Source organism: Dactylosporangium sp. NPDC049525, assembly GCF_040676755.1.
Classification (GTDB): Bacteria; Actinomycetota; Actinomycetes; order Mycobacteriales; family Micromonosporaceae; genus Dactylosporangium.
Map to the genome: position 1 here is coordinate 54,111 of NZ_JBFAPO010000017.1, position 20,923 is coordinate 75,033.

Genomic DNA, 20,923 nt, shown 5'->3' on the forward strand with positions numbered 1-20,923 from the left:
CGCCGGGTTGCCGTGTGGTTCGCCGACGATCCGGGAAGGAGGTATCCATGCGGTGTCTGAGTGGGAGGTACCGCCTCGGCACGAAACTCGGCCAGGGCGGCATGGCGAGTGTCTGGCGGGCGCACGACGACGTCCTCGACCGGGACGTCGCGGTCAAGCTGCTCACCCCCGAACACGCCGCCGACCCCGACGCGTTCGACCGCGCCCGCAACGAGGCCCGCTCCGGCGCCCGCTTCGCCCACCCCAACGTCGTGGCCGTCTACGACTTCGGCACGTCCCGCCGCGGCGGCCGCGGCACCGCGTACCTGGTGATGGAGCTCGTCGAGGGGCCGCTGCTCGTCGAGGCGATGCGCGACGGCCCGCTCGGCTGGCAGCTGGCCGGCCGGATCTGCGCCGAGGTCGGGGCCGGCCTGGCCGCCGCGCACGGCCACGGCATCGTGCACCGCGACGTGAAACCGGCCAACATCGTGCTCACCGCGGCCGGCGCGAAGATCCTCGACTTCGGCGTCGCCGCGCGGGTCGGGCACCCGTCGGAGCGGATCCTGTTCGGCACCCCCGCGTACCTGGCGCCGGAACGGCTCGACGGCGGCCCGGCCAGTACCGCCGCCGACGTCTACGCCGTCGGTGTCCTGCTCTACCAGTGCCTGACCGGCCGGATCCCGTGGCCCGTCGACACCGACGAGCAGGTGCTGCACGCCCACCGGTTCACGCCGCCGGCCGACCTGCCGCCGATCGCCGGGCTGCCGCCGGAGATCGCCGAGCTGTGCGCCGCCTGCCTGTCGAAGGTCCCCGAGTTCCGCCCGACGGCGGTCGCGCTCGCACTGATCCTCGCCGCCGCGGTCGACGTCCCGGTCCACGTCCCGCCGGTCCTGACCCACCGCCCGGCCCCCGGGCCCGCCGCCCTGGACGCGCCCACCCTGGCGGTCTGACGTGGCGATCTGACCTGGCGGGCGGACGGATCTGCCTGGCGGGTCAGGGGCTGATCAAGGTGAGCGTGAGGACGGACGTGTAGTGGCCGGTCGGTGCGGTGTCGGGCATCCGCAGCTCGAGGTCCGCCCCCAACCGGACCGTTCCCAGCCCGCCGCCTCCTGCCAGCGCGGCCGCCGCGCCAAGACCTGGGCTGGACGCATCGGCCAGCTGTGAGGCGACGCCGGCGCCCAGGACGATCGCTCCCTCGGCGTCGCCGCGGTCCGCTTCGAACGCGGGCCGCCAGCCGAGGTTCGCCGCCGGCAGGGTGGCGGCGCCGTTGACGAATCCGTCCGCCTGCCCGGTGAGGATCCAGCCGGGGTGGTCCGGGCGGGTCTCGGTGACGCTGACGCCGGTGAGGTGGCCGCTGAACACCCAGGCGTGCCGGTGACCGGTCGGGTCGGTGGCCTGCGCCGGGTGCCCGGCCGGCGTCGCCGGGTCGAGCTGCGTGAGCGTCGTGCGGGTGCCCGCCGCCACGCTCAGCGTGAGGCTGCCCGCGTACGGCGGCGTGTCGTTCTGCGCCCGCACCGGGATGCAGGCGCACGGCCGCACGACGTACGGCACGATCGCCGATGTCACCTGCGGGTGGGACGGGTCCGCCGGCACGAACACCGCCACAAGCTGATGCGGTGTCTCCTGGGCGGCCAATGTCACCGCCGGCCCCGAGCCGAGATCAACGTTTCCGTCGTAAATATGGAGTTCGCCCGGTTCGGCCGGCACCCCCGCCACGGCGACCGTGACGGTCGCACGGTTCGACGAGTCGGGTGCCGACAGGCCGCTGCCCGGCTGCACCGTCATCGCCAACGTCGGGGTCCGGGATGCGGTGACCACGATCAGCTCGGGCGAGGTCCACCGCGCGGGCAGGTCGTCCCGGACCAGTTCCGCGACGTAGTGATGCACGCCCGCGTTGGCGACGACGTATGCGGTGCCGACGTTGGGCGCGCTGTATCCGCCGCCGACCCGCAGGAAGCCGTCGTAGATGATGTTCAGTGACCCGGTGACCCCGGCCGGTGCGGTCGGCGCGGTGATGATGAACTCTTCCCCCGCCGTCATGGGACTCGGACGGCTGGCGGCGATCCCGATCGTGATCGGCGGCGCCGGCGGCTCGGCGATGTGGATGTGCCCGCGCAGGGCGGGTTCGAGACCGTCGCAGTGCTGCTCGAAGCTCAGGTCCAGGCTCTGCAGGTAGTTGAGGTTCGGCGCGTAGTAGGCGACCGGCCCGGGCACGAGGTTCTCGATCGTGAACGAGCCGGTGAGCGTGTTGCAGCCGCGCCCCAGGCCCGAGACGTTCATCCCGGGCACCCCAGGGGCGGTCGGTCCCCTCCCGACCGCGTTGGCGTAGACACCCGGCCTGAGCTGCTGCCCGGCCGGCGCGGAGAAGTCGAGTCCCCACTGCTGACCACCGGCCGTCTGGACCGTCATGTACAGGATTCCGTCATTGCGGAAGCTGAACGTGATCTGATCGCCGGCCGCGCGGGAAAGCTCGTAGCCTTGGCCCAGCCCGACGGCGTCGCCCGGATCGCTGGTCATGGTGATGATCGCCGCGCTGGCCTCCTGCGCGTGCGCGATCTGCACGGGCCCGAGCAACCCCGCCGCCACCACGACCGCCACGGCCATGCGCGCTGATCTCATGGTCGCCGATCTTGCAGCGATCCTGCGTGCGATCGGCATCGCGTCGTTGAACGCCGGACATCCGCCCGGCCACGCGCTGGTCGCTCGGCGCTGCCGTCAATCACGATCCGGCCGGTCGCGACTACGACTTCAGAGTCTTCAGGATCCTCGCCAGGGTCGCGCGGTCGTCGTCGTCCAGGTTCGCGAAGAACCGCTCGGCCTCGGCGTGCCGGGCGGTGCGGATCGCCTCGGCGGTGGCCTGCCCGGCGTCGGTCAGCGCGACCAGGGTGGCGCGCCGGTCCGCCGGGTCGGGGCGGCGCTCGACCAGGCCGCGCTCCTGCAGCCCGTCGACGACCTCGGTGGTCGAGCGGGGCGCGATGCGCAGGTGATCGGACAGCTCGCTGAGGCGCATCACCCCGTGCCGCATGAGGACCGCCACGGCGCGGGACTGCCCGGGGGTGATCCCGATCGGCTCGAGGGTCTCGTGCGTCAGGTGCCGCAGCCGGCGGGCGACGCTCCAGAACGCCTCGGCGAGACCCTCATCACGGCCATCATCGGCGTCGTTCACGGGAATACGGTAGCAGGGGTTGGTGTTGGAGCCTCATAGTGAGGTAACCTCAACAAAACATCCCCCACAGAAGGCGAGCTCCCTTGGAACCCCAACTCCCCTCGCGACCCCCACGCATCCGCGATCTCAGCGCCGCGGACAAGGCCCGCAACAAGGCCCAGGCCAAGGACGTCTCCCTGGCCCGCATCGGCCGCCTCTTCACCGCCCACCGCGGCCCCCTGGCCACCGTCATCGCGATCATCGTCGTGTCGTCCGCGCTCGGCGGGGCGTCACCGTTCCTGCTCCGCGAGGTCATCGACGTCGCGCTGCCCGAGCGCGACACCACGCTGCTCGTCTGGCTGGTCGCCGGCATGGTCGCCGTCGCCGCGGTCACCTCCGCGCTCGGCGTCGTGCAGACCTGGATCTCCACCAAGGTCGGCCAGCAGGTCATGCACCGCCTGCGCACCGACGTCTTCACCCACCTGCAGCGCCAGTCCGTCGGGTTCTTCACCCGCACCAGGACCGGCGAGGTGCAGTCCCGCATCACCAACGACATCGGCGGCATGCAGAGCGTGGTCACCTCGACCGCGACCTCCGTCGCGTCCAACCTCACCACCACGGTCACCACCGCGGTCGCCATGGCCGCGCTGTCCTGGCGGTTGTCGCTGGTCTCCCTCGTCGTGCTGCCCCCCGCGATCTACCTGACCCGCAAGGTCGCCGGGATGCGCCGCGAGATCACCGCTGCGCGCCAGCGGGAGCTTGCCGACCTCAACGTCACCATCGAGGAAGGCCTCTCCGTCAGCGGCGTGCGCCTGAGCAAGACCATGGGCGCCGGCGCCGCCCTCGTCGAGCGGTTCACCGCCTCCTCCAACCGGCTGATCGACCTGGAGCTGCGCTCCGAGCTCGCCGGGCGCTGGCGGATGGCCTCGATGAGCATCATCTTCGCCGCGATCCCCGCGGTCATCTACCTCAGCGCCGGCCTGCCACCGACCGCGGGTTCGCTGAGCATCGGCACCCTGGTCGCGTTCACCGCGCTGCAGTCCGCGCTGTTCCGGCCGCTCATGGGCCTGCTCGGGGTCAGCGTGTCGCTGACCAGCTCCCTGGCCCTGTTCGCGCGGATCTTCGAATACCTCGACCTGCCCGTCGAGGTCGACGATCCGGCCCACCCCGTGCCGCTGCGCCGCGCCACCACCCGCGGTCACCTGCACTTCGAGGACGTCACCTTCAGCTACCCGGGCAGCGACTCCGCCGCGGTCGCCGGGGTCAGCCTCGACGTGCCCGCCGGCACCTCTCTCGCCCTGGTTGGCGAGACCGGCTCGGGCAAGAGCACGATCGCCTCGCTCGTCGCCCGGCTGCACGACCCCACCGGCGGCCGGATCACCATCGACGGCGTCGACCTGCGCGACGTGCGCCTCGCCGACCTCGCCGAGATCGTCGGGGTGGTCAGCCAGGAGACCTATCTGCTGCACACCACCATCCGGGAGAACCTGCGCTACGCGAAGCCCGACGCCACCGACGACGAGCTCATCGAGGCCGCGAAGGCCGCGCAGATCCACGACCTGATCTCCCGCCTCCCCGACGGCTACGACACGATGGTCGGCTCCCGCGGCTACCGCTTCTCCGGCGGCGAGCAGCAGCGCATCGCCATCGCCCGCACCCTGCTGCGCGACCCGCGCATCCTCGTGCTCGACGAGGCCACCAGCGCCCTGGACACCGAGACCGAGCGCGCCGTCCAGCGGGCCTTCGACGTCCTCGCCGCGGGCCGCACCACGATCACCATCGCGCACCGCCTCTCCACGGTCCGCGACGCCGACCAGATCCTCGTCATCGACCAGGGCCGCGTCATCGAGCGGGGCACCCACGCCGCGCTGCTCGAGGCCGCCGGCCCGTATGCGGCACTCGCCGCGTGACTCAGTGACTTCCCCGATGCGCCGGGCGCCGCGGCGGGCGCATCCTGGAGGCATGGGTCGAGTCCTCGCAGGGATCGTCGGCGTCGTCGTCGGACTGTTCGTCATCGGCGCGATCGCCGTCTGGCTGTTCAACGCACTGCTCAGTGCCGCCTTCTACCTCATCGTCGGCGCGGTCGTGGTCGGCGGCGCCATCTGGCTCTACGGCCGCGTGCGCCGCGGCCTCACCGGCGGCAGCCGCAACCAGCGCCGCCTGGAGGCCACGCTCGCCACCTGGCGCCAGCGCACCCGCTGACTGACTGCCCGCCCCGCGCGGTCAGCGGGGCAGGACGGTGCCGGCCCATCGCCGCGGCCGGCCGGTGTTCGAACCCGGGCCCGTGGGGTCAGCGGGCAGGACGTGCCGGCTCATCGCCGTGGCCGGCCGGTGTTCGAACCCGGGCCCGTGGGGTCAGCGGGCAGGACGTGCCGGCTCATCGCCGTGGCCGGGCAGAGTTCGAACCCGGGCCCGTGGGGTCAGCGGGGCAGGACGGCGTCGGCCATGGCCTCGGCGAGCCAGCGTTCGTAGCGTTCGAGGGTCCAGCCGCGGCGGTGCACGAGACGCAGCACCACCTCAGGCGCGGTGAGCGTCCACAGCACGTCGGCGGCCTCCTCGACGCCGACCCGCAGGCCGAAGCGCTCCTGCAGGCCCTCGGCGACGGCCCTGGTGCCGGTCGCGCGCTCCGCCTCGGTCGTGTCGATGAACGCCCGCACGTCGCGGTCGCCGGCCGCGCCCTCGCTGAGCAGGATCGGCAGGAGCGGCAGGATCCGCCGGACCATGTCGTGGGCCATCCCTGCGTAGAGGGCGAGGGCGGTGCGCGGGTCGGATGCGGCGCGCATCGCGTGGGCGGCGGGGCGGTCGAGGATCGCCACCGGTTCGATGTCGCCGGCCATCATCGTGTCGTAGACCGCCTTGAGGACCGCGGCCTTGCCACCCACGGTGTTGTAGACGGTCTGGACGCTGCACCCGGCGCGCACCGCGATCGCCTCGACGGTAGCGCCGGTGTAGCCGCGGCGCAGGAACAACGCCTGGGCGGCGGCAATCACGCGCTGCCGGGTGGCGCGGGCCTGCTCCGCCCGGACCGCGCTGGAATACCGCCGCCCCGTCATGAATACCGCCGCCCCGTCATGGCTACAGGGCCACCGGCTCGGGCACCGGCAGGGCACCGACCTGCCACAGGACGCTGAGCTCGTCGCGGACGCCCCAGTGCTCGACGAGGACGCCACCGGCCGAGCGGTACAGGTGCATCGTCATCATCGCGTAGGGCTTTCCCGTCGCGGCGAAGCCGAGGTGGTCGCTGCTGTGCACGCCGTGGGCCGTGGCGCGGACCGCCACCTGGTCTCCGGACGCGACGAGGTCGTGCAGCTCGAACCGCAGCCGCAGCACGCCCGTCAGGAAACCCATGATCTGCAGATAGCCGGCGCGGCCCTTAGGTGCCCAGGGCGGCGCGCCGTGGTCGACGAAGTCCTCGGCGACAAGCGGTCCGATGCGCTCCACCGCGCCCTCGTTGATCGCGGCGAGCACGTCGCGGACGAGTCGTTCGGTCATTTCCATGCGGTGCCTCCTCAGCAGTTCGATAGAACCACGTTCCATCCGAGCCGGCGTGCGACCCAAGCTCGCTGGAAGGATCGGCGGCCGCGTTCTACCCGACGCTCAGGGCGGGATCGAGCGACAGGGTCGCCACGGCGAGGACCAGCAGGCCGATCGCCAGGCCGAACTGCGCCGACAGGTCGCCGGCCCGCAGGTGCGTGTACACGGCGCAGACGAAGAACAACACCAGACCCGCGGCCGCGGCGGTGCCCAGCGGTGCCGGGCCGACGAGCAGGCCCACCAGCAGCCCGGCGGCACCGGCGAGCTTCAGCACGCCGATCGGGAACGTGAGCCAGGACGTGGGCACGCCGGCGCGGGCCATGCCGGGCAGGATCGGCCGGAAGTGCAGCACCGCGCAGGTGCCGGAGAACAGGTTCGCCGCGGCGGTGACCAGCGCGACGACGGTGTAGGCGCCCATGTCAGAACGCGTCCGCGTGGTCGGCGACCCAGGTCGCGAACGGGATCGCCGGGCGGCCGAGGACCTCCTGCACGACGCCGGTCGGCGGGTGCTGCGGCCGGTCCAGGTGCCGCTCGTAGCGCTCCATCAGCGCCCCGGCGAACGCCTGCGGCATGCCCCGGGCGACCAGCTGCCACTGCGCGACCTCGGCCGGCACCTCCTCGAAGCACAGTGGACGGTGCAGCACCGCCCCGATGGTCGCGACCTGCTCGCCGTGGGTCAGCGACTGCGGGCCGGTCAGCTCCAGGGCCTGCCCTGCCAGGGCGTCCTCACGCAGGGCCCGCGCGGCGACCTCGGCGATGTCACGCTCGTCGACGAGGGACTCCTGGAAGGCGCGGAAGGGATACCGCACGGTCGCGCCGGCCTTGATCTGCGGGCCGAACGCGCGGGCGGTGTTGCCGGCGAACGCGGCCGCGCGCAGCGTGGTCCACGCCAGGCCGCTGTCGCGCGCGGCCAGGTCCAGCTCCTTGTTGCGGTCGCCGACCGCCCGCGACGGCTGCTGGTCCTCGGGGTCCTCGACGTTGAGCGCGGTGAGCGCGACGACCTTGCGGACGCCCGCGGCCCGTGCGGCGGCGAGGATCCCCGGCGCGCCGTCGCCGGCGACCCGCGGGTGCAGGAACAGGGCGGTGACGCCGTCGAGGCCGGCGCCGACGGTGCGGACGCTCTCGACGCCGGGCAGCGGGGCGCCGCGGGTGACGGCCCGGACGGGTGCGCCGGCTTCGGTCAGGATCCGCAGGAGGTGGCGGCCGATCGTGCCGGTCGCGCCGGTGAGCAGGATCATCGTGGTCCCTTTCCCAGGTATCGTGTCTTCGACAACCGATATCGTACGAGTCTCATAATATATGAGTCAGGGATCGAGATCTTATGAGTTCCGTATCACAGTCGCAGGACGGCAAGCGGCAGCGGCGGCGCTCCACGACGGCGATCAAGGAGTCGCTGCGGGAGCTGTCGATCCAGCTGTCGCTGCTCAACCATCAGGTGGGCGGCCGGCTCGGGGTGAAGGACGCCGACTTCGACTGCCTCGACCTGATCAACCGGCACGGGCCGATGAGCCCGAGCGCCCTCGCCCGACGGGCCGGGCAGCACCCGGCGACCATGACGGGCGTCCTGGACCGGTTGGAGCGGGCGGGTTGGATCGCCCGCGAGCGCGACCCCGCCGACCGCCGGGCCGTCCAGGTGCGCGCCCTCAAGGAGCGCAACACCGAGATCTTCCACCTGTACACCGGGATGAACGCCGCCATGGACGACCTTTGCGCCGGCTACGACGAGGCACAGCTCGAGCTGCTCGCCGAGTTCCTGGACCGGGCCACCGCGGCCGGCCGGCTGGCCACCGACGCCCTGGCCGGCCAGGACTGAGCCGCGGGCGCCGTCAGCCGTCGAGGCGCGCGGCGGCGGCCCTGGCCAGGAGGTGGAAGGACTGCGCCTCGGCGGAGGTGCCGGGCCGGTCGAACATCGGTGCGCCGCAGACCTGCGTCACCAGGCCGTCCGCGGTGACGAGCGGCGCGACCGAGGCCAGCAGCGAGCGGCCCACCGCGGCATAGGACGGCGCGAGCCAGCCGTCGGCGACGCCGGTGCACATGGTGTACGCGAGCATCTGCGCGATGTTCGCCTCCGGGAACGACGCCGGATCATCCAGGACGTTGCCGAACAGCCCGTCGGGGCGGCGCAACGCGAGGCACGCGTCGATGACCTCCCGCGCGTGGCCGGCGAGGGCGGGCCGCAGCGACGGGTCGTGGCGCAGCGCCCGGGCGATGCCGGCGGCGACCCAGCCGCTGCCGGTGCCCCAGTGCTCGGCGGCGGCGAGGGTCGCGGTGTCCTCGTCCCAGCGGGCCGCGTAGAGACCGCCGGCGCACAGCCGCTCGCGGTGACCGTCGACCTGCCTGACCGCCTCCTGCGGGTGGCCGGTGGCGGCGAGCAGCGGCACCACCATGTAGACGGTGTCGGCCCAGACCTCCCGGCCGCCGACGACGTGGAAGAGGGTGCCGTCGGCGGCGCGGGGCGCCCGGGACAGCAGCCAGTCGAGCTGGGCGTCGAGCGCCGGGTGGCCGATGAGGGCCTCGCCGCAGGCGGCGCCGTTGACCGAGCCGGTCTCCTCCCCCACCGTGCCGAGCCGGCCGTCAGCGCTCTGGTGCACGACCGCGTCGTGGGCGAGCAGCCGGGCCAGGTCGGCGCGGCCGAGGTCGAGCAGGGCGTGCGTGGCGACGCCCTGCTCCCACGAGTGCCGCTGCATGGCCAGCAGCGCGAGCAGGACCGGGTCGGGCACCCGTCAGCTCAGCGGCGTGAGGACGAAAACGGGGATGATCCGGTCGGTCTTGGCCTGGTAGCCCTCGTAGTCGGGCCAGGTCTCGTTGGCCCGCTTCCACCAGGTGGCGCGCTCCTCCCCGGTGACGAGGCGGGCGGTGTAGTCCTTGCGGACCGGGCCGTCCTGCAGCTCGACCTGCGGGTGGGCGACGAGGTTGTGATACCAGACGGGGTTGGTCGGCGCGCCACCCTGGGAGGCGACGACCGCATACTCCCCGTCGTGCTCGATCCGCATCAGGGGGTTCTTGCGCAGCTTGCCGGTCTTCGCGCCGAGCGTGGTCAGCAGGATGATCGGGCGGCCGCGCAGCGTGTTGCCCTCCGCGCCATTGGTCCGCTCGAACAACTGGGCCTGCTCGTTGGCCCAGTCCGCGGCGCCTGGTGCGTACTCTCCGGTCAGCGGCATAACAGCTCCTTCACGTGTGACGGTGCGGATCAACCCTACTCGTGGGAGCTGGTGCTGCCGGAGGTCTTCGCGTCCGGCAGGTCCTCCTCCGGCGGCGGCGGGGTGTCGTCCGCGGGCTCCGAGGCAATGGGCCCGCCGTCGGACACGTCGGAGGGTTGGGTGCCCGGTGGTTCCTGATCCGGGGTCGGCTCGCCGTCGGGATGGGCTACCAGGTACCGGACGGCGGTGTTGCCGACCGCCAGCAGCGGCACCGCGACGAGCCCGCCGACGATGCCGGCGGCGACCACGCCGGTGGTGATCGCGAGGATCACTGCCAGGGGGTGCAGGGAGACCGCGCGGCCCATGATGAGCGGCTGCAGGACGTGCCCCTCCAGCTGCTGCACGGCAATGACGATGGCGAGGACCAGCAGCGCGTGCAGCGGGTCCTTGGTGACGAGGGCGACGAGCACGGCGACGGCGCCGGACAGGGTCGCGCCGACGACGGGGATGAACGCGCCGAGGAAGACCAGCGCCGCGAGGGGCAGCGCGAGGGGGATGCGCAGGATCGCCAGGCCGATGCCGATGCCGACGGCGTCGACGAACGCGACGAGGACGGTGGCCCGCACGTAGGACACGAGCGTGAACCACGAGTAGTGCCCGGCGCGGACGGCGGGCAGACGGGCGGCCCGGGGCAGCAGGCGGCAGAGGAACTCCCAGATCTGCCCGCCGTCACGCAGGAAGAAGAACAGCGTGAACAGCACCACGAAGAAGCCGGTGAGGACCTCGGTGATGGTGGTGGCGGTGGTCAGAGCGCCGGAGGTGAGCGCGCCACGGTTCGCCGACAGCTGGGAGCCGATCCCGTCGATCGCGGAGTCGATCTGCTCCTTCGAGATGTGCAGCGGCCCCCTCGACAGCCAGCCGCGGATCTCGTTGACGCCGCCGGTGACCTGTTCGGTGAGGCTGTCGAACTGGGCGATGAACGTCTGCACGATGACGCCGAGGCTGCCGAAGACGACGACGAGCCCGCCGACGAGGACGAGCGCGGCGGCGAGGGACCGGGGCACGCCCCGCTTGCGCAGGCCGGCGGCGGCCGGTTCGAGCAGCGCCGCGAGCAGCAGCGCGACGACGACCGGGATCACCATGAGGCGCAGCGCGCCGATGAGCCGCAGCAGCAGGTACGCGGCGAGGATGAACAGCACGATCCGCCAGGCCCACGCCCCGGCGACGCGGATGCCGGGCGGGATGCCGTCGTCCACTGTGGAACGCTGGTCGACGACGAGGACGTCACGGTCGGGGTGCTCGCGGCGGAAATCGGGGACCACGCCGGTCCGCCGGGCCGTGGTCAGTCGCGTTTTGGCACGGTCGGACACTTGCGCGATCCAGGTCATGCTCCCGCTGTACCCCCCGACGGGCGGTGCCAATCGAGGGGTTGCGCGCTACGTCATTTGACCCGGTCGAAGCGGCTGAACGAGTCGGGGTCGTCGGTGTTGGACGTGCGCCACACGTCGCCGGTGCAGGTGTAGTTGTTCGGGTCGAGGTTGGGCTCGAGGTTGATCGTGCCGGCCTTGCGCCCGTCGACGGAGATGACCACCGAGGCGTTGCTTTCCTTGCCGGCGTACTCAATCGTCCTCCCGACGGTCTTGATCGACCAGTCGGTGTTGCCGGAGAACGTGGCGTTGATGGAGCGGCCCTTGTCGTCCTTGCCGGCGTAGACGGTCTTGCTGTCGTCCTCGACCGCGGTGCCGTCGGCCTTGATCGTCCACCGCTTGCCGCCGCCGGTCATCTTGACCTTGCCGATGCCCTCGCGCTTGTCGACGTCGGTGCCCGTCAGGTCGACGGTCTTCTGGTAGCTGGTCTGGTTCCACGTGCCGACCAGGCAGGGATCGACCGGGCCGGCGTAGGACGTGGGCGCCGTGCCGGGGCCGGCGACCGGATCGTTCTTGTTCTTCGACAGCGCGACGACCACGATCGAGACCGCCAGCACGGCGAGCAGGACGACCGCGGCGATCACCACCATCGGCAGCTTGCTGCGCGACGGCGGGGGCACGGCGATCGCCCCGGTCGCCGGCGACGCATAGGGATTGGCGGGCGGCCCGCTGTAGGGTGCCGCCGAGTTGGGCGCGATGTTGTACGGCGCCGCCGAGTAGGGTTGATTGCCGTAGGACGGCTGCTGCGGCGGCTGCTGATACTGCGGCGGGTACTGCTGCGGCGGGTACTGCGGTGCCGGCTGTTGTTGCGGATACTGGGGTCCCGGCTGCGCCGGCGGCGGGTACTGCGGACCCGGCTGGCCCTGCTGCGGATACTGCGGACCCGGCTGGCCCTGCTGCGGGTACGGCCACTGCTGCGACGGATCCACGATCGTCCTCCCCGATGTCTGACGTGTATCGCCGTAGAGGATGGCACACCGGACCCTGGCCCGCTGGGCGCCAGAAGCGACATATGGTGCATTTACCAGGTCAGGTCACAACGTGGCAGGCTGGGAGTTTGCCACTGGCGCCAATCGACCGACCCTAAACCCGCAGAAGTGTGTGACCATCGAGCGGAGCGGGTACACGTCGCGCACCGGGCAGGCCCGTCGGAGGAGGTTGAGCATCATGCTCAGCGAGAGCGAGCAGCAGCGGCTCGCGGACATCGAAGCCGCACTGCGCAATGACACGCGGTTCGTCAACGGGTTCAACCGGGCGATGACCCGCCGAGTCACACCCCGTCGCATCACCGCGGTCGCCATCGCCGTCGCCGGAGTCCTCGGCGTCGTCGTCGGGCTGGCCGCCGGCAGCGTCGCGGGCACGGTCCTGGCGATCTGCGCCGTCGGCGTCGCCGGGGGCGTGTGGACCTGGCGACCGCTGCACCAACCAGAACCACCCGTCACCCCATAACTGCTCCGCACGCCAGACCCCCGAAGGCCCGCCGGCCGTCGGGGGTTCGTGCGCTGCTCTGCTCGTTTGCGTAGACTTTGTCCCGTGTTACACCCGATCGCCCGGATCAAGGTCGCGCTGAACGGCGGCCGCCCGCCCGGCGCGCACCCCGCCCTGCCCTGCACCCCGGCCGAGCTCGCCGGCGCCGCCCGGGACGCGGTCGCCGCCGGCGCCGAGGCCGTGCACCTGCATCCGCGCGGCGCCGACGGGCGCGAGTCGCTCGACCCGGCCGACGTGGGCGCCGCCGTGGCCGCGGTCCGCGAGGCCTGCCCGGCCACGCCGATCGGGGTCACCACCGGGCTGTGGATCACCGGCCGGGACGTCGCCGCCCGGCAGCGCGCCGTCGCCGCCTGGGCGCAGCTGCCACCGGTCCGGCGGCCGGACTTCGCCTCCGTCAACATCTCCGAACCCGGCCTCACCGACCTGGTCGCCACCCTGCGGACGCTCGCCGTCGCGGTCGAGGCCGGCGTCTGGTCGGTGCAGGACGCCTCGGCGCTGTCCATCATGGACGCCGTGCCGCGGATCCTCGTCGAGATCATGTCGCCGCAGACCGACGCCCTGGCGGTCCTGGCCCGCCTCGACGAGGTCGGCGTCCACGGCGAGCGGCTCCTGCACGGCGAGGGCGAGCAGTGCTGGCCGATGGTCACCCTCGCGGGGCGGCTCGGGCTGCCGACCCGCATCGGCCTCGAGGACACCCTCACCGCCCCCGACGGCTCGCCGGTCACCGGCAACGCGGAGCTGGTCCGGCACGCCCTGTCCGTGTGGGCGTCGCCCGGCTGAGGTTTGTCCCCTGCGGCGCCGGTACGACCTCAGGCGACCAGTTCGGCCAGCTCCAGCAGCGTCTTGCCGAGCGGGGCGTCCACCAGTACACCTGCCAGCTCGTCGCTCTTCGTGGGTCCCTGGTTGACGATCGCGATCGGCACACCCAGCTTGGCGGCCCGGATCACGAAGCGCCGTCCCGACAGGACGGTGAGCGAAGAGCCCAGCACCAGCAGCGCCGCGGCCGCCTCCACCAGCGCGAAGCTCGCCTCCACGCGGCGCATCGGCACCTGCTCGCCGAAGAACACCACGTCGGGCTTGAGCATCCCGCCGCAGCCGTCGCAGTCGACGACGACGAAGTCCGCGGCCTGCTCGTCGGTGAGGTGGGCGTCGCCGTCGGGGTTGATGCCGCCGCTCAGCGCGGCGAACGACGGGTTCGCCCCCCGCAGCCGCGCGTCCAGGGCGGTCCGGGCGGTCACGTCGGCGCAGCCCAGGCAGACGACCCGGTCCAGGCCGCCGTGCAGCTCGATGACCGGGTCGGCGCCGGCGGCCTGGTGCAGGCCGTCGACGTTCTGCGTGATCACGCCCGTGACCAGGCCGCCGCGCTGCAACCGGGCGACCGCGCGGTGCCCGTCGTTGGGCGCCGCCTCCGCGATCGTGCGCCAGCCCAGGTAGCTGCGCGCCCAGTAGCGCCGCCGGGCCACCGGGTCGCCGGTGAACGTCTGATACGTCATCGGCGCCGCGTTGCGCTGCAGCCCGCTCGGACCGCGATAGTCCGGAATGCCCGACTCGGTGGACAGCCCGGCGCCACTGAGGACGACCACCCCACCGTTTCGAACGAGCCCGCTCAATCGTTCCACGCTCCGATTGTCCCTCCGCTTCTGGAGAGCTCGTCCCTCCGGTTTCTGGAGGGCTTGTCCCTCCGGTTTCTGGAGGGCTTGTCCCTCCGGTTTCTGGAGGGCTTGTCCCTCCGGTTTCTGGAGGGCTTGTCCCTCCGGTTTCTGGACGGCGGTGATGGGGCGCACACGTCCGGCGGGCGGGGACGTATCGTGGGGGCCATGGGTTTGGTGAGCAAATTCAACGCGTGGCGTCGCAAGCTGCAGGAGCAGCCCGGCACCACGATCGACCTCGAGCCTATGCAGGCTCTTCTGCCGCTGATCGAGGAGCGCGAGGCCGAGCTGTCCGAGCTCACCGACGACGAGCTCCGCGCCGCCGCCACGGCGCTGCACCAGCGGGACGACCCGCAGGACTTCGTCGAGGCGTGCGCTCTCGGCCGGGAGGCCGCCAAGCGTGCCCTCGACGAGCGCCCCTATGACGTGCAGCTGCTCGGCGCCCAGGTGCTCCTCGCCGGTCACGTCGTGGAGATGGCCACCGGTGAGGGCAAGACCCTGACCGCCGCGATCGCCGCGGCCGGATACGCCGCCATGGGCCCGGTCCACGTGATCACGGTCAACGACTATCTCGCCCGCCGTGACGCCGAGTGGATGCGCCCGGTCTATGAGCTGCTCGACCTCACCGTCGGCTGGGTCAACGAGTCCTCGACCCCCGACGAGCGCCGCGAGGCGTATGCGGCCGACATCACGTATGTCTCGGTCAGTGAGGCCGGCTTCGACCTGCTCCGCGACAGCATCGTCACCGACACCGCCGACCGGGTGCACCGCGAGTTCGGCACGGTCATCATCGACGAGGCCGACTCGATCCTCATCGACGAGGCCCGCGTCCCGCTGGTCCTGGCCGGCTCGACCATCGACGAGAAGGACTCGCCGGTCGCGATCGCCGAGATCGTCGGCGGCCTGCGGCGCGACCACGACTACGACGTCGTCGACGACGGCCGCACCGTGCACCTGTCGACCGACGGCCTGGCGAAGGTCGAGGCCTTGCTGGGCATCGACCTCTACGCGGCCGACCAGGTCGACGCCCTCACCGCCGTCAACCTGGCACTGCACGCCGAGGCGCTGCTGGTCCGCGACGTCGACTACATCGTCCGCGACGAGAAGGTCGAGCTCATCGACGAGTTCCGCGGCCGGGTCGCCCAGCGGCGCCGCTGGCCCGACGGGCTGCAGGCGGCCGTCGAGGCCAAGGAGAAGATCCGCAGCAGCGGTGGCGGCACCGTGCTGCAGACCATCACGGTCCAGGCGTTCCTCACGCAATACAAGAAGATCTGCGGCATGACCGGCACCGCGCTGCCCGTCGGCGACCAGCTCCGCGAGTTCTACAAGCTCGAGGTCGCGGTCATCCCGCCGCACCTGCCCAACGTCCGCAAGGACTGGCCCGACCGCGTCTACGCCTCCGCCGAGGAGCGCGACATCGCCGTCGTCAACGAGATCGTCGCGATGCACGCCACCGGCCGGCCCGTCCTCGTCGGCACGCTTAGCGTCGCCGAGTCCGAGCAGCTCGCCGCCACCCTCGCCGAGGAAGGCGTCGAGTGTGTCGTGCTCAACGCCAAGAACGACGAGAAGGAGGCCGGCATCGTCGCGGAGGCCGGCTCGTTCAACGCCGTGACCGTCTCCACCCAGATGACCGGCCGCGGCGTCGACATCCGCCTCGGCGGCAGCGACGAGAAGGACCGCGAGCGGGTCGAGGGCCTCGGCGGCCTGTTCGTCATCGGCACCGCCCGCAACGACAGCCGGCGCATCGACGACCAGCTCCGCGGCCGCGCCGGCCGGCAGGGCGACCCTGGCGAGTCGATGTTCTTCGTCAGCCTCGAGGACGAGCTCATCCAGCGCTACGGGCCGGAGCCGATGCCGATGGGCAAGGCCGACGCCGAGGGCGCCATCGAGGACGAGGACGTCCGCTGGGCGATCGGCTCCGCGCAGCGCGTCGCGGAGACCGTCAACCTGGAGATCCACCGCAACACCTGGCGCTACAACTACCTGCTCGACCAGCACCGCCAGCTGCACGCCAAGCGGCGCGAGGAGCTCCTCGTCACCGACGCCGCCGGCGAGCTGCTCGCCGACCGGGCCCCCGACCGCTACAACGAGCTGTCGGAGGAGCTCGGCGAGGAGGTCGTGCTCCGCGTCGCCCGCACGATCGCGCTGTTCCACGCCGACGCCGCCTGGTCGGAGCACCTGGCCGACATGAGCGAGCTGCGCGAAGGCATCCACCTGCGCGTCCTCGGCTCCCAGGACCCGCTCGACGAGTTCCACCGCGAGGCCATCCCGGCCTTCCGCGGCCTGCTCGCCGAGATCGACAACCGCACGGTCAAGGAGTTCGAGGAGCTCGAGATCGACGGGCCGGACTGGCAGCCCGCCGACGCCGGCCTGGTCCGGCCGAGCGCCACCTGGACCTATGTGGTCAGCGACAACCCGTTCGGCTCGGAGATGGAGCGGTTCTTCGCCGGCATGGTCAAGCTGTTCCGCAGCGGCAAGGGCGTCAAGAGCTGACATTGCACGTCGTGGCCGCCGCACGCTGTGTGCGGCGGCCACTTTTTGTTCGGCTGCTTCCTGGGTTCAGGTGCTTTTCTGCGTTCGGGTGCTTTCTGGGTTCAGGTGCTTTCGGGGTTCAGCTGAACTGTTCGGGGCCGAAGCGGCCCCACGCGACGAGGACGGCCAGGGCGAGGAACACGACGTTCACCACGATCGCCGACGCCTCGTGCCGGCGCAGGTGCGTGAGGATCGCGCCGGCCATCAGCAGCGCCACGCCGACGGCCGCGAGGGGCACCAGCACCGCGGCCACGCCGAGCACCGCGGGCAGGACCAGGCCGATCCCCGCCAGGATCTCCAGGACGCCGATGGCCTTGACGGCGCCGCCGCTGAAGTCCTCGGCGAATCCCATGCCGGCCGCGGCCAGCCTCTCCTTGGGCAGGGCGACCTTCACCGCGCCGCCGGCCAGGAAGGCGGCGGCCAGCAGCCCCGCGACGATCCACAGCGCGATGTTCATGAGGTGCTCCTCGCATGGTCGGGGTACGTCTCAGCACTCCGACGACGCACACCCCCACAACGTCAGGCGCGTTCCAGCCCGGAGCCCTCCGCGGGGTCACGCGCTTCCCGGGCTCTTGCCGGGGTGCTGTGCGGGGGCGGGGTCACGCGCTTGCCGCGGTGCTTCGCGGGGTCATCCGCTTCCCGGGGCACTTGCCGCGGCGCTACGCACGGTCACGCGCTTCCCGCGGGGCGCTTGCCCGGGTGCTTCCCGGGGCGCTTGCCGGGGTGCTTTGCGTGGTGAGGTGGAGGAGGGCCTGGGCGGCGGCCTCATCGGCGGTCCGGGCGCTCCCCCGCAGCCATGCCTCCTCGGCGGCAGCGGCGGGCAGGCGGACCCGGACGGCCGCGAGCGCGACGGCGAGCCGCTCGGCCTCGGCGCCGTAGACGCCGGCGGGCACGTCCAGGGTCGCGGCAAGCTCGATCGCGGCGGCGTCGCGGCCGGTACGCGCGAACAGCACCACCAGGTTCCGCAGCGCAATGATGAGCAGCGGCCTGCCGCCGGTGGTCCGCCAGTGCCGGATCGCGCCGGCGAACAGGGCAAGGGCCGGCTCGGGCGGGCCGTGCCGCCCGCGCAGGGCGACCATGGCGGTGCGGGCGACCCCGGCGACGAACCGGTTGCCGACCGCACCCGCCAGCCGCAGCGACTCTTCGAGGGCGGCGATCGCGGTCGTGGGCGCACCGTCGCCGTGCGCTTCCGCCAGGGCGAACAGGGCGAACGCCACCGCGGACGGGTTGCCGGTGGCGCGCGCCGCGACGAGCCCTGCCTCGGCGGCGGGCAGGGCGGCGGGGTCCTGCCGGTACGCCAGCGGCAGCGCGAGGTTGGCCATCGCGATCGCCCGAGCCGCGCCGCCGGCCGGGAGCACCTCGGTCGCCCGCCGGTACTGCGCGACAGCCCCGTCGACGTCACCCTGGATGAGGGCGATGTCGCCGAGCAGGTCCGCGGCGCCGGCGTGGCCCGCGTCGACGGCCTGCCGGGCGACCCGGGCGGCGGTGGTGAAGTCGCTGTCCAGCCAGGCGCCGTACGCCGCGCCGACCATCACTTCGGGCGTCACCACGACCGCCGGGCCGTGCTCCGGCGGCGCGGTGGTGCCGTCCCGCAGCGCCAGCGTCGACCAGGCGAGCAGGTCGGCGCGCAGGTGCCAGAACCCGAACCCGGCGACCGCCCCGGCCAGCCGGACCGCGACCCCCGGCGCATGCACACGCGACCACTGCCACGCCTGCCGCGCGTCGTCGAGGGCCCCCTCGACCACCGGCACCCACGCGGCCTCGTCCGGCCCCGAAAGACCCGCCGCGGCCTCCTCGAGGACCCCGGCGAAGTACGTGGCGTGCCGCAGCCGCAGTTCCCGGTCACCGGCCTCGTCGAGAAGCTCGGCGGCGTACACGCGCAGGCTCACCAGCATCCGGTACCGCCCCACGCCGACGGTCCCGGGCCGGGTCAGCAGCGACCGCTCCGCGAGCAGCGCGACGACGTGCGCGACGGCGGCGGCCGGCAGCTCGCCGTAGCCGATGACGGCCTCGGCGGCGTCGAGGTCGATCCCGGCGGCGAACACGTGCAACCTGGCGAACGCGACCCGTTCCCGCTCCCCGAGCAGCCGCCACGACCAGTCCACGACGGCCCGCAGCGTCTGGTGCCGGGCGGGCCGGCCGCGGGGACCGGCGTCCAGCAGGACGAGCCGGGCGTCCAGGCGTTTCGCGAGGTCGTCGACGGTGAGCGTACCGACCCTGGCCGCAGCCAGCTCGATGGCGAGCGGCAGGCGGTCGAGCGCCTCGCACACCGCACCGATCCGCTCCGCCAGGTCCGCATCCGGCGCGTTCGGAGTGGCTGGCGCGGTGGGCGCGGCTCGCGCGGTGGGCGCGGCTCGCGCGATCGGCGCGGCTTGCACGGTGGGTGCGGCTGGCGCGATCGGCGCGGCTTGCACGGTGGGCGGCAGGTCCGCAGCGGCGGTGGCCTGCGTGGACAGCGCGGCGAACGCCGGGTCGGCGGCGGCCGCGCGCAGGGTGAACAGGCGCACGGCGGCGGGGGCGGACAGCGGGCCGAGGACGTAGCCGCGCTCGCCGGGCAGCCCGATCCGTTCCCGGCTGGTGGCCAGGACCCGCAGGCCCGAGCAGTCCTCGACGGCCAGTCCACCCAGGACCTCGTGGACGGCGTCGAGGAGATGCTCACAGTTGTCGACGACGAGGAGCCCGTCGGCGCCGCGGGCCCACGCCGCGAGAGCATCGGCGAGCCGGCCCTCCACGACCAGCCCGACCGCCGCAGCGAGCGCCGGCGCCACGTCCGCCGGGTCGCCGAGCGCGGCCAGGTCGACCCACCACGTCGCCGCCGCGCCCGCTGGACCGCCGGCGGCTGGCCGAGCGCAGGCCAGGGCGAGGCTGGTCTTGCCGACCCCACCGGGACCGATCAGGGTGACGACCCGGCCGGGTTCGAGCAGCGCGGCGACCTCGGCAACCTCGGCGTCCCGCCCGATGAGCTCCGTCGCCCGGCCGCCCGCCGCCCGCCCGTCCGTCGCCCGCGGCACCACGCCCTCGGCCCGCGGCACCGCGCCCTCGGCCTGCAGCACCATGCCCTCGGCCCGCGGCGTCGCGCCCTCGGCCGGCGTCGCGCCCTCGGCCTGCAGCATGGTGCCCCCGGCCCGCGGCATCGCGCCCTCGGCTCGCGGCACGGTGCGGTAGGGCTGCGGCATCGTGCGGTCGGGCTGGAGCGGGTGGTGCCGCCGGGGTGGAGGGACCGCCGGGGTGGGGTCGCGGAGGAGATCCGCCTGGAGGGCGAGCAGCGCCCGCGACGGGTCCAGGCCCGCCTCGTCGCGCAGCCAGACGCGGTGGGCGCGGACGGCGTCGAGGGCGTCCGCGGTCCGCCCCGCGGCGGCGAGCGCCGACACGAGGGCCCGCACCGCCCGGTCCCGGCCCGGGTCGGCGGCGACGAGGGCCGACGCCGCGGCGACCGCCTCCGCGGTCCGGCCCAGTCGGGTGAGGACCTCCACGCGGGTCTCCTCGGCGTCCCGGCGCAGCTCGGCGAGGCGGGCCGCCTCGGCGCGGGCGAGGTCGGGGAACTCCGCGTACGCCGGCCCCCGCCACAGGCCGAGTGCCGTGTCGAGCCGCAGCAGCGCGTCGAGCGCCGACTCACCCGGGCGGGGCACCGTGAGCGCCGCGAACCGTTCCGCGTCGACGGCGTCCGCCGGGACGTCCAGGACGTAGCCGGGCGGGCTGGTCCGCACGCACCCGGCGGCCGGGCCGAGCGAGCGGCGCAGCCTGGCGACGTAGGTCTGGGTGGCGTTGCGGTCGGTGGCGTCGGGCATGACGAGCGCGGCGAGCCGGTCCACGCCGAGGACGCCCGGGCGGCTCAGCACCAGCGCGGTGAGCACGGCACGCTGCCGGCCGCCCGCGATGTCCAGCGGGCGGCCGTCGAGCATGACCTCCAGGGGCCCGAGGACCCCGATGCGCAGGTTCCCGCCCAGCGGCGTCATGCAATCGCCTTCCTGCCCACCCTCACGGTCCTCGTACAGTTCACGTACTCCGGTTGTACCCGGTTCGACAGCG

General features: G+C 73.1%; 20 protein-coding genes. 7 read left to right on the top strand and 13 right to left on the bottom strand.

The annotated features are described in order from the left end of the window. Window positions 1–47: 47 nt before the first annotated feature. Window positions 48–929, top strand: coding sequence for a serine/threonine-protein kinase (locus AB0K00_RS24310; RefSeq protein ID WP_363523784.1), 882 nt, complete (start codon window positions 48–50; stop codon window positions 927–929). A 43-nt stretch (window positions 930–972) separates the two neighbouring features. Here the strand turns inward: AB0K00_RS24310 and AB0K00_RS24315 are convergent, their stop codons facing one another. Together AB0K00_RS24315 and AB0K00_RS24320 are read right to left on the bottom strand one after the other, a co-directional pair. After that, complete coding sequence (locus AB0K00_RS24315; RefSeq protein WP_363523785.1) at window positions 973–2,598, bottom strand: hypothetical protein; 1,626 nt, start codon at window positions 2,596–2,598, stop codon at window positions 973–975. 121 nt (window positions 2,599–2,719) lie between these two features. Continuing rightward, window positions 2,720–3,145 carry a MarR family transcriptional regulator gene (locus tag AB0K00_RS24320; protein ID WP_363523786.1) on the bottom strand — a complete coding sequence of 142 codons (426 nt, stop codon included), beginning with the start codon at window positions 3,143–3,145 and terminating at the stop codon, window positions 2,720–2,722. Window positions 3,146–3,261: 116 nt separating this feature from the next. On the opposite strand from AB0K00_RS24320, the gene AB0K00_RS24325 reads away from it, so the two are divergent. Beyond that, the gene (locus AB0K00_RS24325; protein ID WP_363524043.1) at window positions 3,262–5,034 is read left to right on the top strand and encodes an ABC transporter ATP-binding protein; all 1,773 of its coding nucleotides are present in this window, start codon (window positions 3,262–3,264) and stop codon (window positions 5,032–5,034) included. 52 nt (window positions 5,035–5,086) lie between these two features. Further along, window positions 5,087–5,326, top strand: coding sequence for a hypothetical protein (locus AB0K00_RS24330; RefSeq protein ID WP_363523787.1), 240 nt, complete (start codon window positions 5,087–5,089; stop codon window positions 5,324–5,326). A gap of 218 nt (window positions 5,327–5,544) precedes the next feature. Here the strand turns inward: AB0K00_RS24330 and AB0K00_RS24335 are convergent, their stop codons facing one another. From AB0K00_RS24335 to AB0K00_RS24350, 4 genes are all read right to left on the bottom strand, one after another. Then, window positions 5,545–6,177 carry a helix-turn-helix domain-containing protein gene (locus tag AB0K00_RS24335; protein WP_363523788.1) on the bottom strand — a complete coding sequence of 211 codons (633 nt, stop codon included), beginning with the start codon at window positions 6,175–6,177 and terminating at the stop codon, window positions 5,545–5,547. A gap of 22 nt (window positions 6,178–6,199) precedes the next feature. Next, window positions 6,200–6,622, bottom strand: a complete 423-nt coding sequence (locus AB0K00_RS24340; RefSeq protein ID WP_363523789.1) for an ester cyclase — start codon at window positions 6,620–6,622, stop codon at window positions 6,200–6,202. Window positions 6,623–6,710: 88 nt separating this feature from the next. Next, window positions 6,711–7,076 carry a DoxX family protein gene (locus AB0K00_RS24345; protein WP_363523790.1) on the bottom strand — a complete coding sequence of 122 codons (366 nt, stop codon included), beginning with the start codon at window positions 7,074–7,076 and terminating at the stop codon, window positions 6,711–6,713. Window position 7,077: 1 nt separating this feature from the next. After that, entirely contained in the window at window positions 7,078–7,896 is an 819-nt protein-coding gene (locus AB0K00_RS24350) for an NmrA family NAD(P)-binding protein (RefSeq protein ID WP_363523791.1), read from the bottom strand. An 83-nt stretch (window positions 7,897–7,979) separates the two neighbouring features. Here AB0K00_RS24350 and AB0K00_RS24355 point away from each other — a divergent pair, with 83 nt between their 5' ends. After that, the gene (locus AB0K00_RS24355) at window positions 7,980–8,471 is read left to right on the top strand and encodes a MarR family transcriptional regulator (protein ID WP_363523792.1); all 492 of its coding nucleotides are present in this window, start codon (window positions 7,980–7,982) and stop codon (window positions 8,469–8,471) included. A 13-nt stretch (window positions 8,472–8,484) separates the two neighbouring features. Here the strand turns inward: AB0K00_RS24355 and AB0K00_RS24360 are convergent, their stop codons facing one another. Genes AB0K00_RS24360 through AB0K00_RS24375 form a run of 4 tightly spaced genes read right to left on the bottom strand, consistent with a single transcriptional unit; the run spans window position 8,485 to window position 12,154 of the window. Next, on the bottom strand, window positions 8,485–9,378 hold the full coding sequence (locus tag AB0K00_RS24360; RefSeq protein WP_363523793.1) for a glycoside hydrolase family 88 protein: 894 nt from the start codon (window positions 9,376–9,378) through the stop codon (window positions 8,485–8,487). Between the two features lie 3 nt (window positions 9,379–9,381). Beyond that, window positions 9,382–9,819, bottom strand: coding sequence for a nitroreductase family deazaflavin-dependent oxidoreductase (locus AB0K00_RS24365; RefSeq protein ID WP_363523794.1), 438 nt, complete (start codon window positions 9,817–9,819; stop codon window positions 9,382–9,384). Window positions 9,820–9,854: 35 nt separating this feature from the next. Then, window positions 9,855–11,186, bottom strand: a complete 1,332-nt coding sequence (locus tag AB0K00_RS24370) for an AI-2E family transporter (RefSeq protein ID WP_363523795.1) — start codon at window positions 11,184–11,186, stop codon at window positions 9,855–9,857. Between the two features lie 53 nt (window positions 11,187–11,239). Beyond that, window positions 11,240–12,154 (bottom strand): hypothetical protein, encoded by a 915-nt coding sequence (locus AB0K00_RS24375; RefSeq protein WP_363523796.1) that lies wholly within the window; start codon window positions 12,152–12,154, stop codon window positions 11,240–11,242. 238 nt (window positions 12,155–12,392) lie between these two features. Between AB0K00_RS24375 and AB0K00_RS24380 the strand changes: the two genes are divergently transcribed. Continuing rightward, window positions 12,393–12,674 (top strand): DUF3040 domain-containing protein, encoded by a 282-nt coding sequence (locus tag AB0K00_RS24380; RefSeq protein ID WP_327005117.1) that lies wholly within the window; start codon window positions 12,393–12,395, stop codon window positions 12,672–12,674. Window positions 12,675–12,758: 84 nt separating this feature from the next. Beyond that, window positions 12,759–13,493, top strand: coding sequence for a 3-keto-5-aminohexanoate cleavage protein (locus AB0K00_RS24385; RefSeq protein WP_363523797.1), 735 nt, complete (start codon window positions 12,759–12,761; stop codon window positions 13,491–13,493). A gap of 29 nt (window positions 13,494–13,522) precedes the next feature. Here the strand turns inward: AB0K00_RS24385 and AB0K00_RS24390 are convergent, their stop codons facing one another. Continuing rightward, the gene (locus AB0K00_RS24390) at window positions 13,523–14,332 is read right to left on the bottom strand and encodes an NAD-dependent protein deacetylase (RefSeq protein ID WP_363523798.1); all 810 of its coding nucleotides are present in this window, start codon (window positions 14,330–14,332) and stop codon (window positions 13,523–13,525) included. A 198-nt stretch (window positions 14,333–14,530) separates the two neighbouring features. Between AB0K00_RS24390 and secA2 the strand changes: the two genes are divergently transcribed. After that, window positions 14,531–16,855, top strand: coding sequence for an accessory Sec system translocase SecA2 (gene secA2 / locus AB0K00_RS24395; protein WP_363523799.1), 2,325 nt, complete (start codon window positions 14,531–14,533; stop codon window positions 16,853–16,855). Window positions 16,856–16,973: 118 nt separating this feature from the next. Here the strand turns inward: secA2 and AB0K00_RS24400 are convergent, their stop codons facing one another. After that, a complete protein-coding gene (locus AB0K00_RS24400) occupies window positions 16,974–17,351 on the bottom strand; it encodes a DoxX family protein (RefSeq protein ID WP_363523800.1) in 378 nt (125 codons plus the stop codon). Window positions 17,352–17,553: 202 nt separating this feature from the next. Further along, on the bottom strand, window positions 17,554–20,850 hold the full coding sequence (locus tag AB0K00_RS24405; protein WP_363523801.1) for a BTAD domain-containing putative transcriptional regulator: 3,297 nt from the start codon (window positions 20,848–20,850) through the stop codon (window positions 17,554–17,556). Window positions 20,851–20,923 lie beyond the last annotated feature (73 nt).

Coding starts and splice junctions, on each gene's coding strand:
- AB0K00_RS24380 (WP_327005117.1), top strand. CDS start 12,393: ATGCTCAGCGAGAGCGAGCAGCAGCGGCTCGCGGACATCGAAGCCGCA.
- AB0K00_RS24365 (WP_363523794.1), bottom strand. CDS start 9,819: ATGCCGCTGACCGGAGAGTACGCACCAGGCGCCGCGGACTGGGCCAAC.
- AB0K00_RS24340 (WP_363523789.1), bottom strand. CDS start 6,622: ATGGAAATGACCGAACGACTCGTCCGCGACGTGCTCGCCGCGATCAAC.
- secA2 (WP_363523799.1), top strand. CDS start 14,531: ATGGGTTTGGTGAGCAAATTCAACGCGTGGCGTCGCAAGCTGCAGGAG.
- AB0K00_RS24315 (WP_363523785.1), bottom strand. CDS start 2,598: ATGAGATCAGCGCGCATGGCCGTGGCGGTCGTGGTGGCGGCGGGGTTG.
- AB0K00_RS24355 (WP_363523792.1), top strand. CDS start 7,980: ATGAGTTCCGTATCACAGTCGCAGGACGGCAAGCGGCAGCGGCGGCGC.
- AB0K00_RS24335 (WP_363523788.1), bottom strand. CDS start 6,177: ATGACGGGGCGGCGGTATTCCAGCGCGGTCCGGGCGGAGCAGGCCCGC.
- AB0K00_RS24310 (WP_363523784.1), top strand. CDS start 48: ATGCGGTGTCTGAGTGGGAGGTACCGCCTCGGCACGAAACTCGGCCAG.
- AB0K00_RS24345 (WP_363523790.1), bottom strand. CDS start 7,076: ATGGGCGCCTACACCGTCGTCGCGCTGGTCACCGCCGCGGCGAACCTG.
- AB0K00_RS24370 (WP_363523795.1), bottom strand. CDS start 11,186: ATGACCTGGATCGCGCAAGTGTCCGACCGTGCCAAAACGCGACTGACC.
- AB0K00_RS24400 (WP_363523800.1), bottom strand. CDS start 17,351: ATGAACATCGCGCTGTGGATCGTCGCGGGGCTGCTGGCCGCCGCCTTC.
- AB0K00_RS24405 (WP_363523801.1), bottom strand. CDS start 20,850: ATGACGCCGCTGGGCGGGAACCTGCGCATCGGGGTCCTCGGGCCCCTG.
- AB0K00_RS24350 (WP_363523791.1), bottom strand. CDS start 7,896: ATGATCCTGCTCACCGGCGCGACCGGCACGATCGGCCGCCACCTCCTG.
- AB0K00_RS24330 (WP_363523787.1), top strand. CDS start 5,087: ATGGGTCGAGTCCTCGCAGGGATCGTCGGCGTCGTCGTCGGACTGTTC.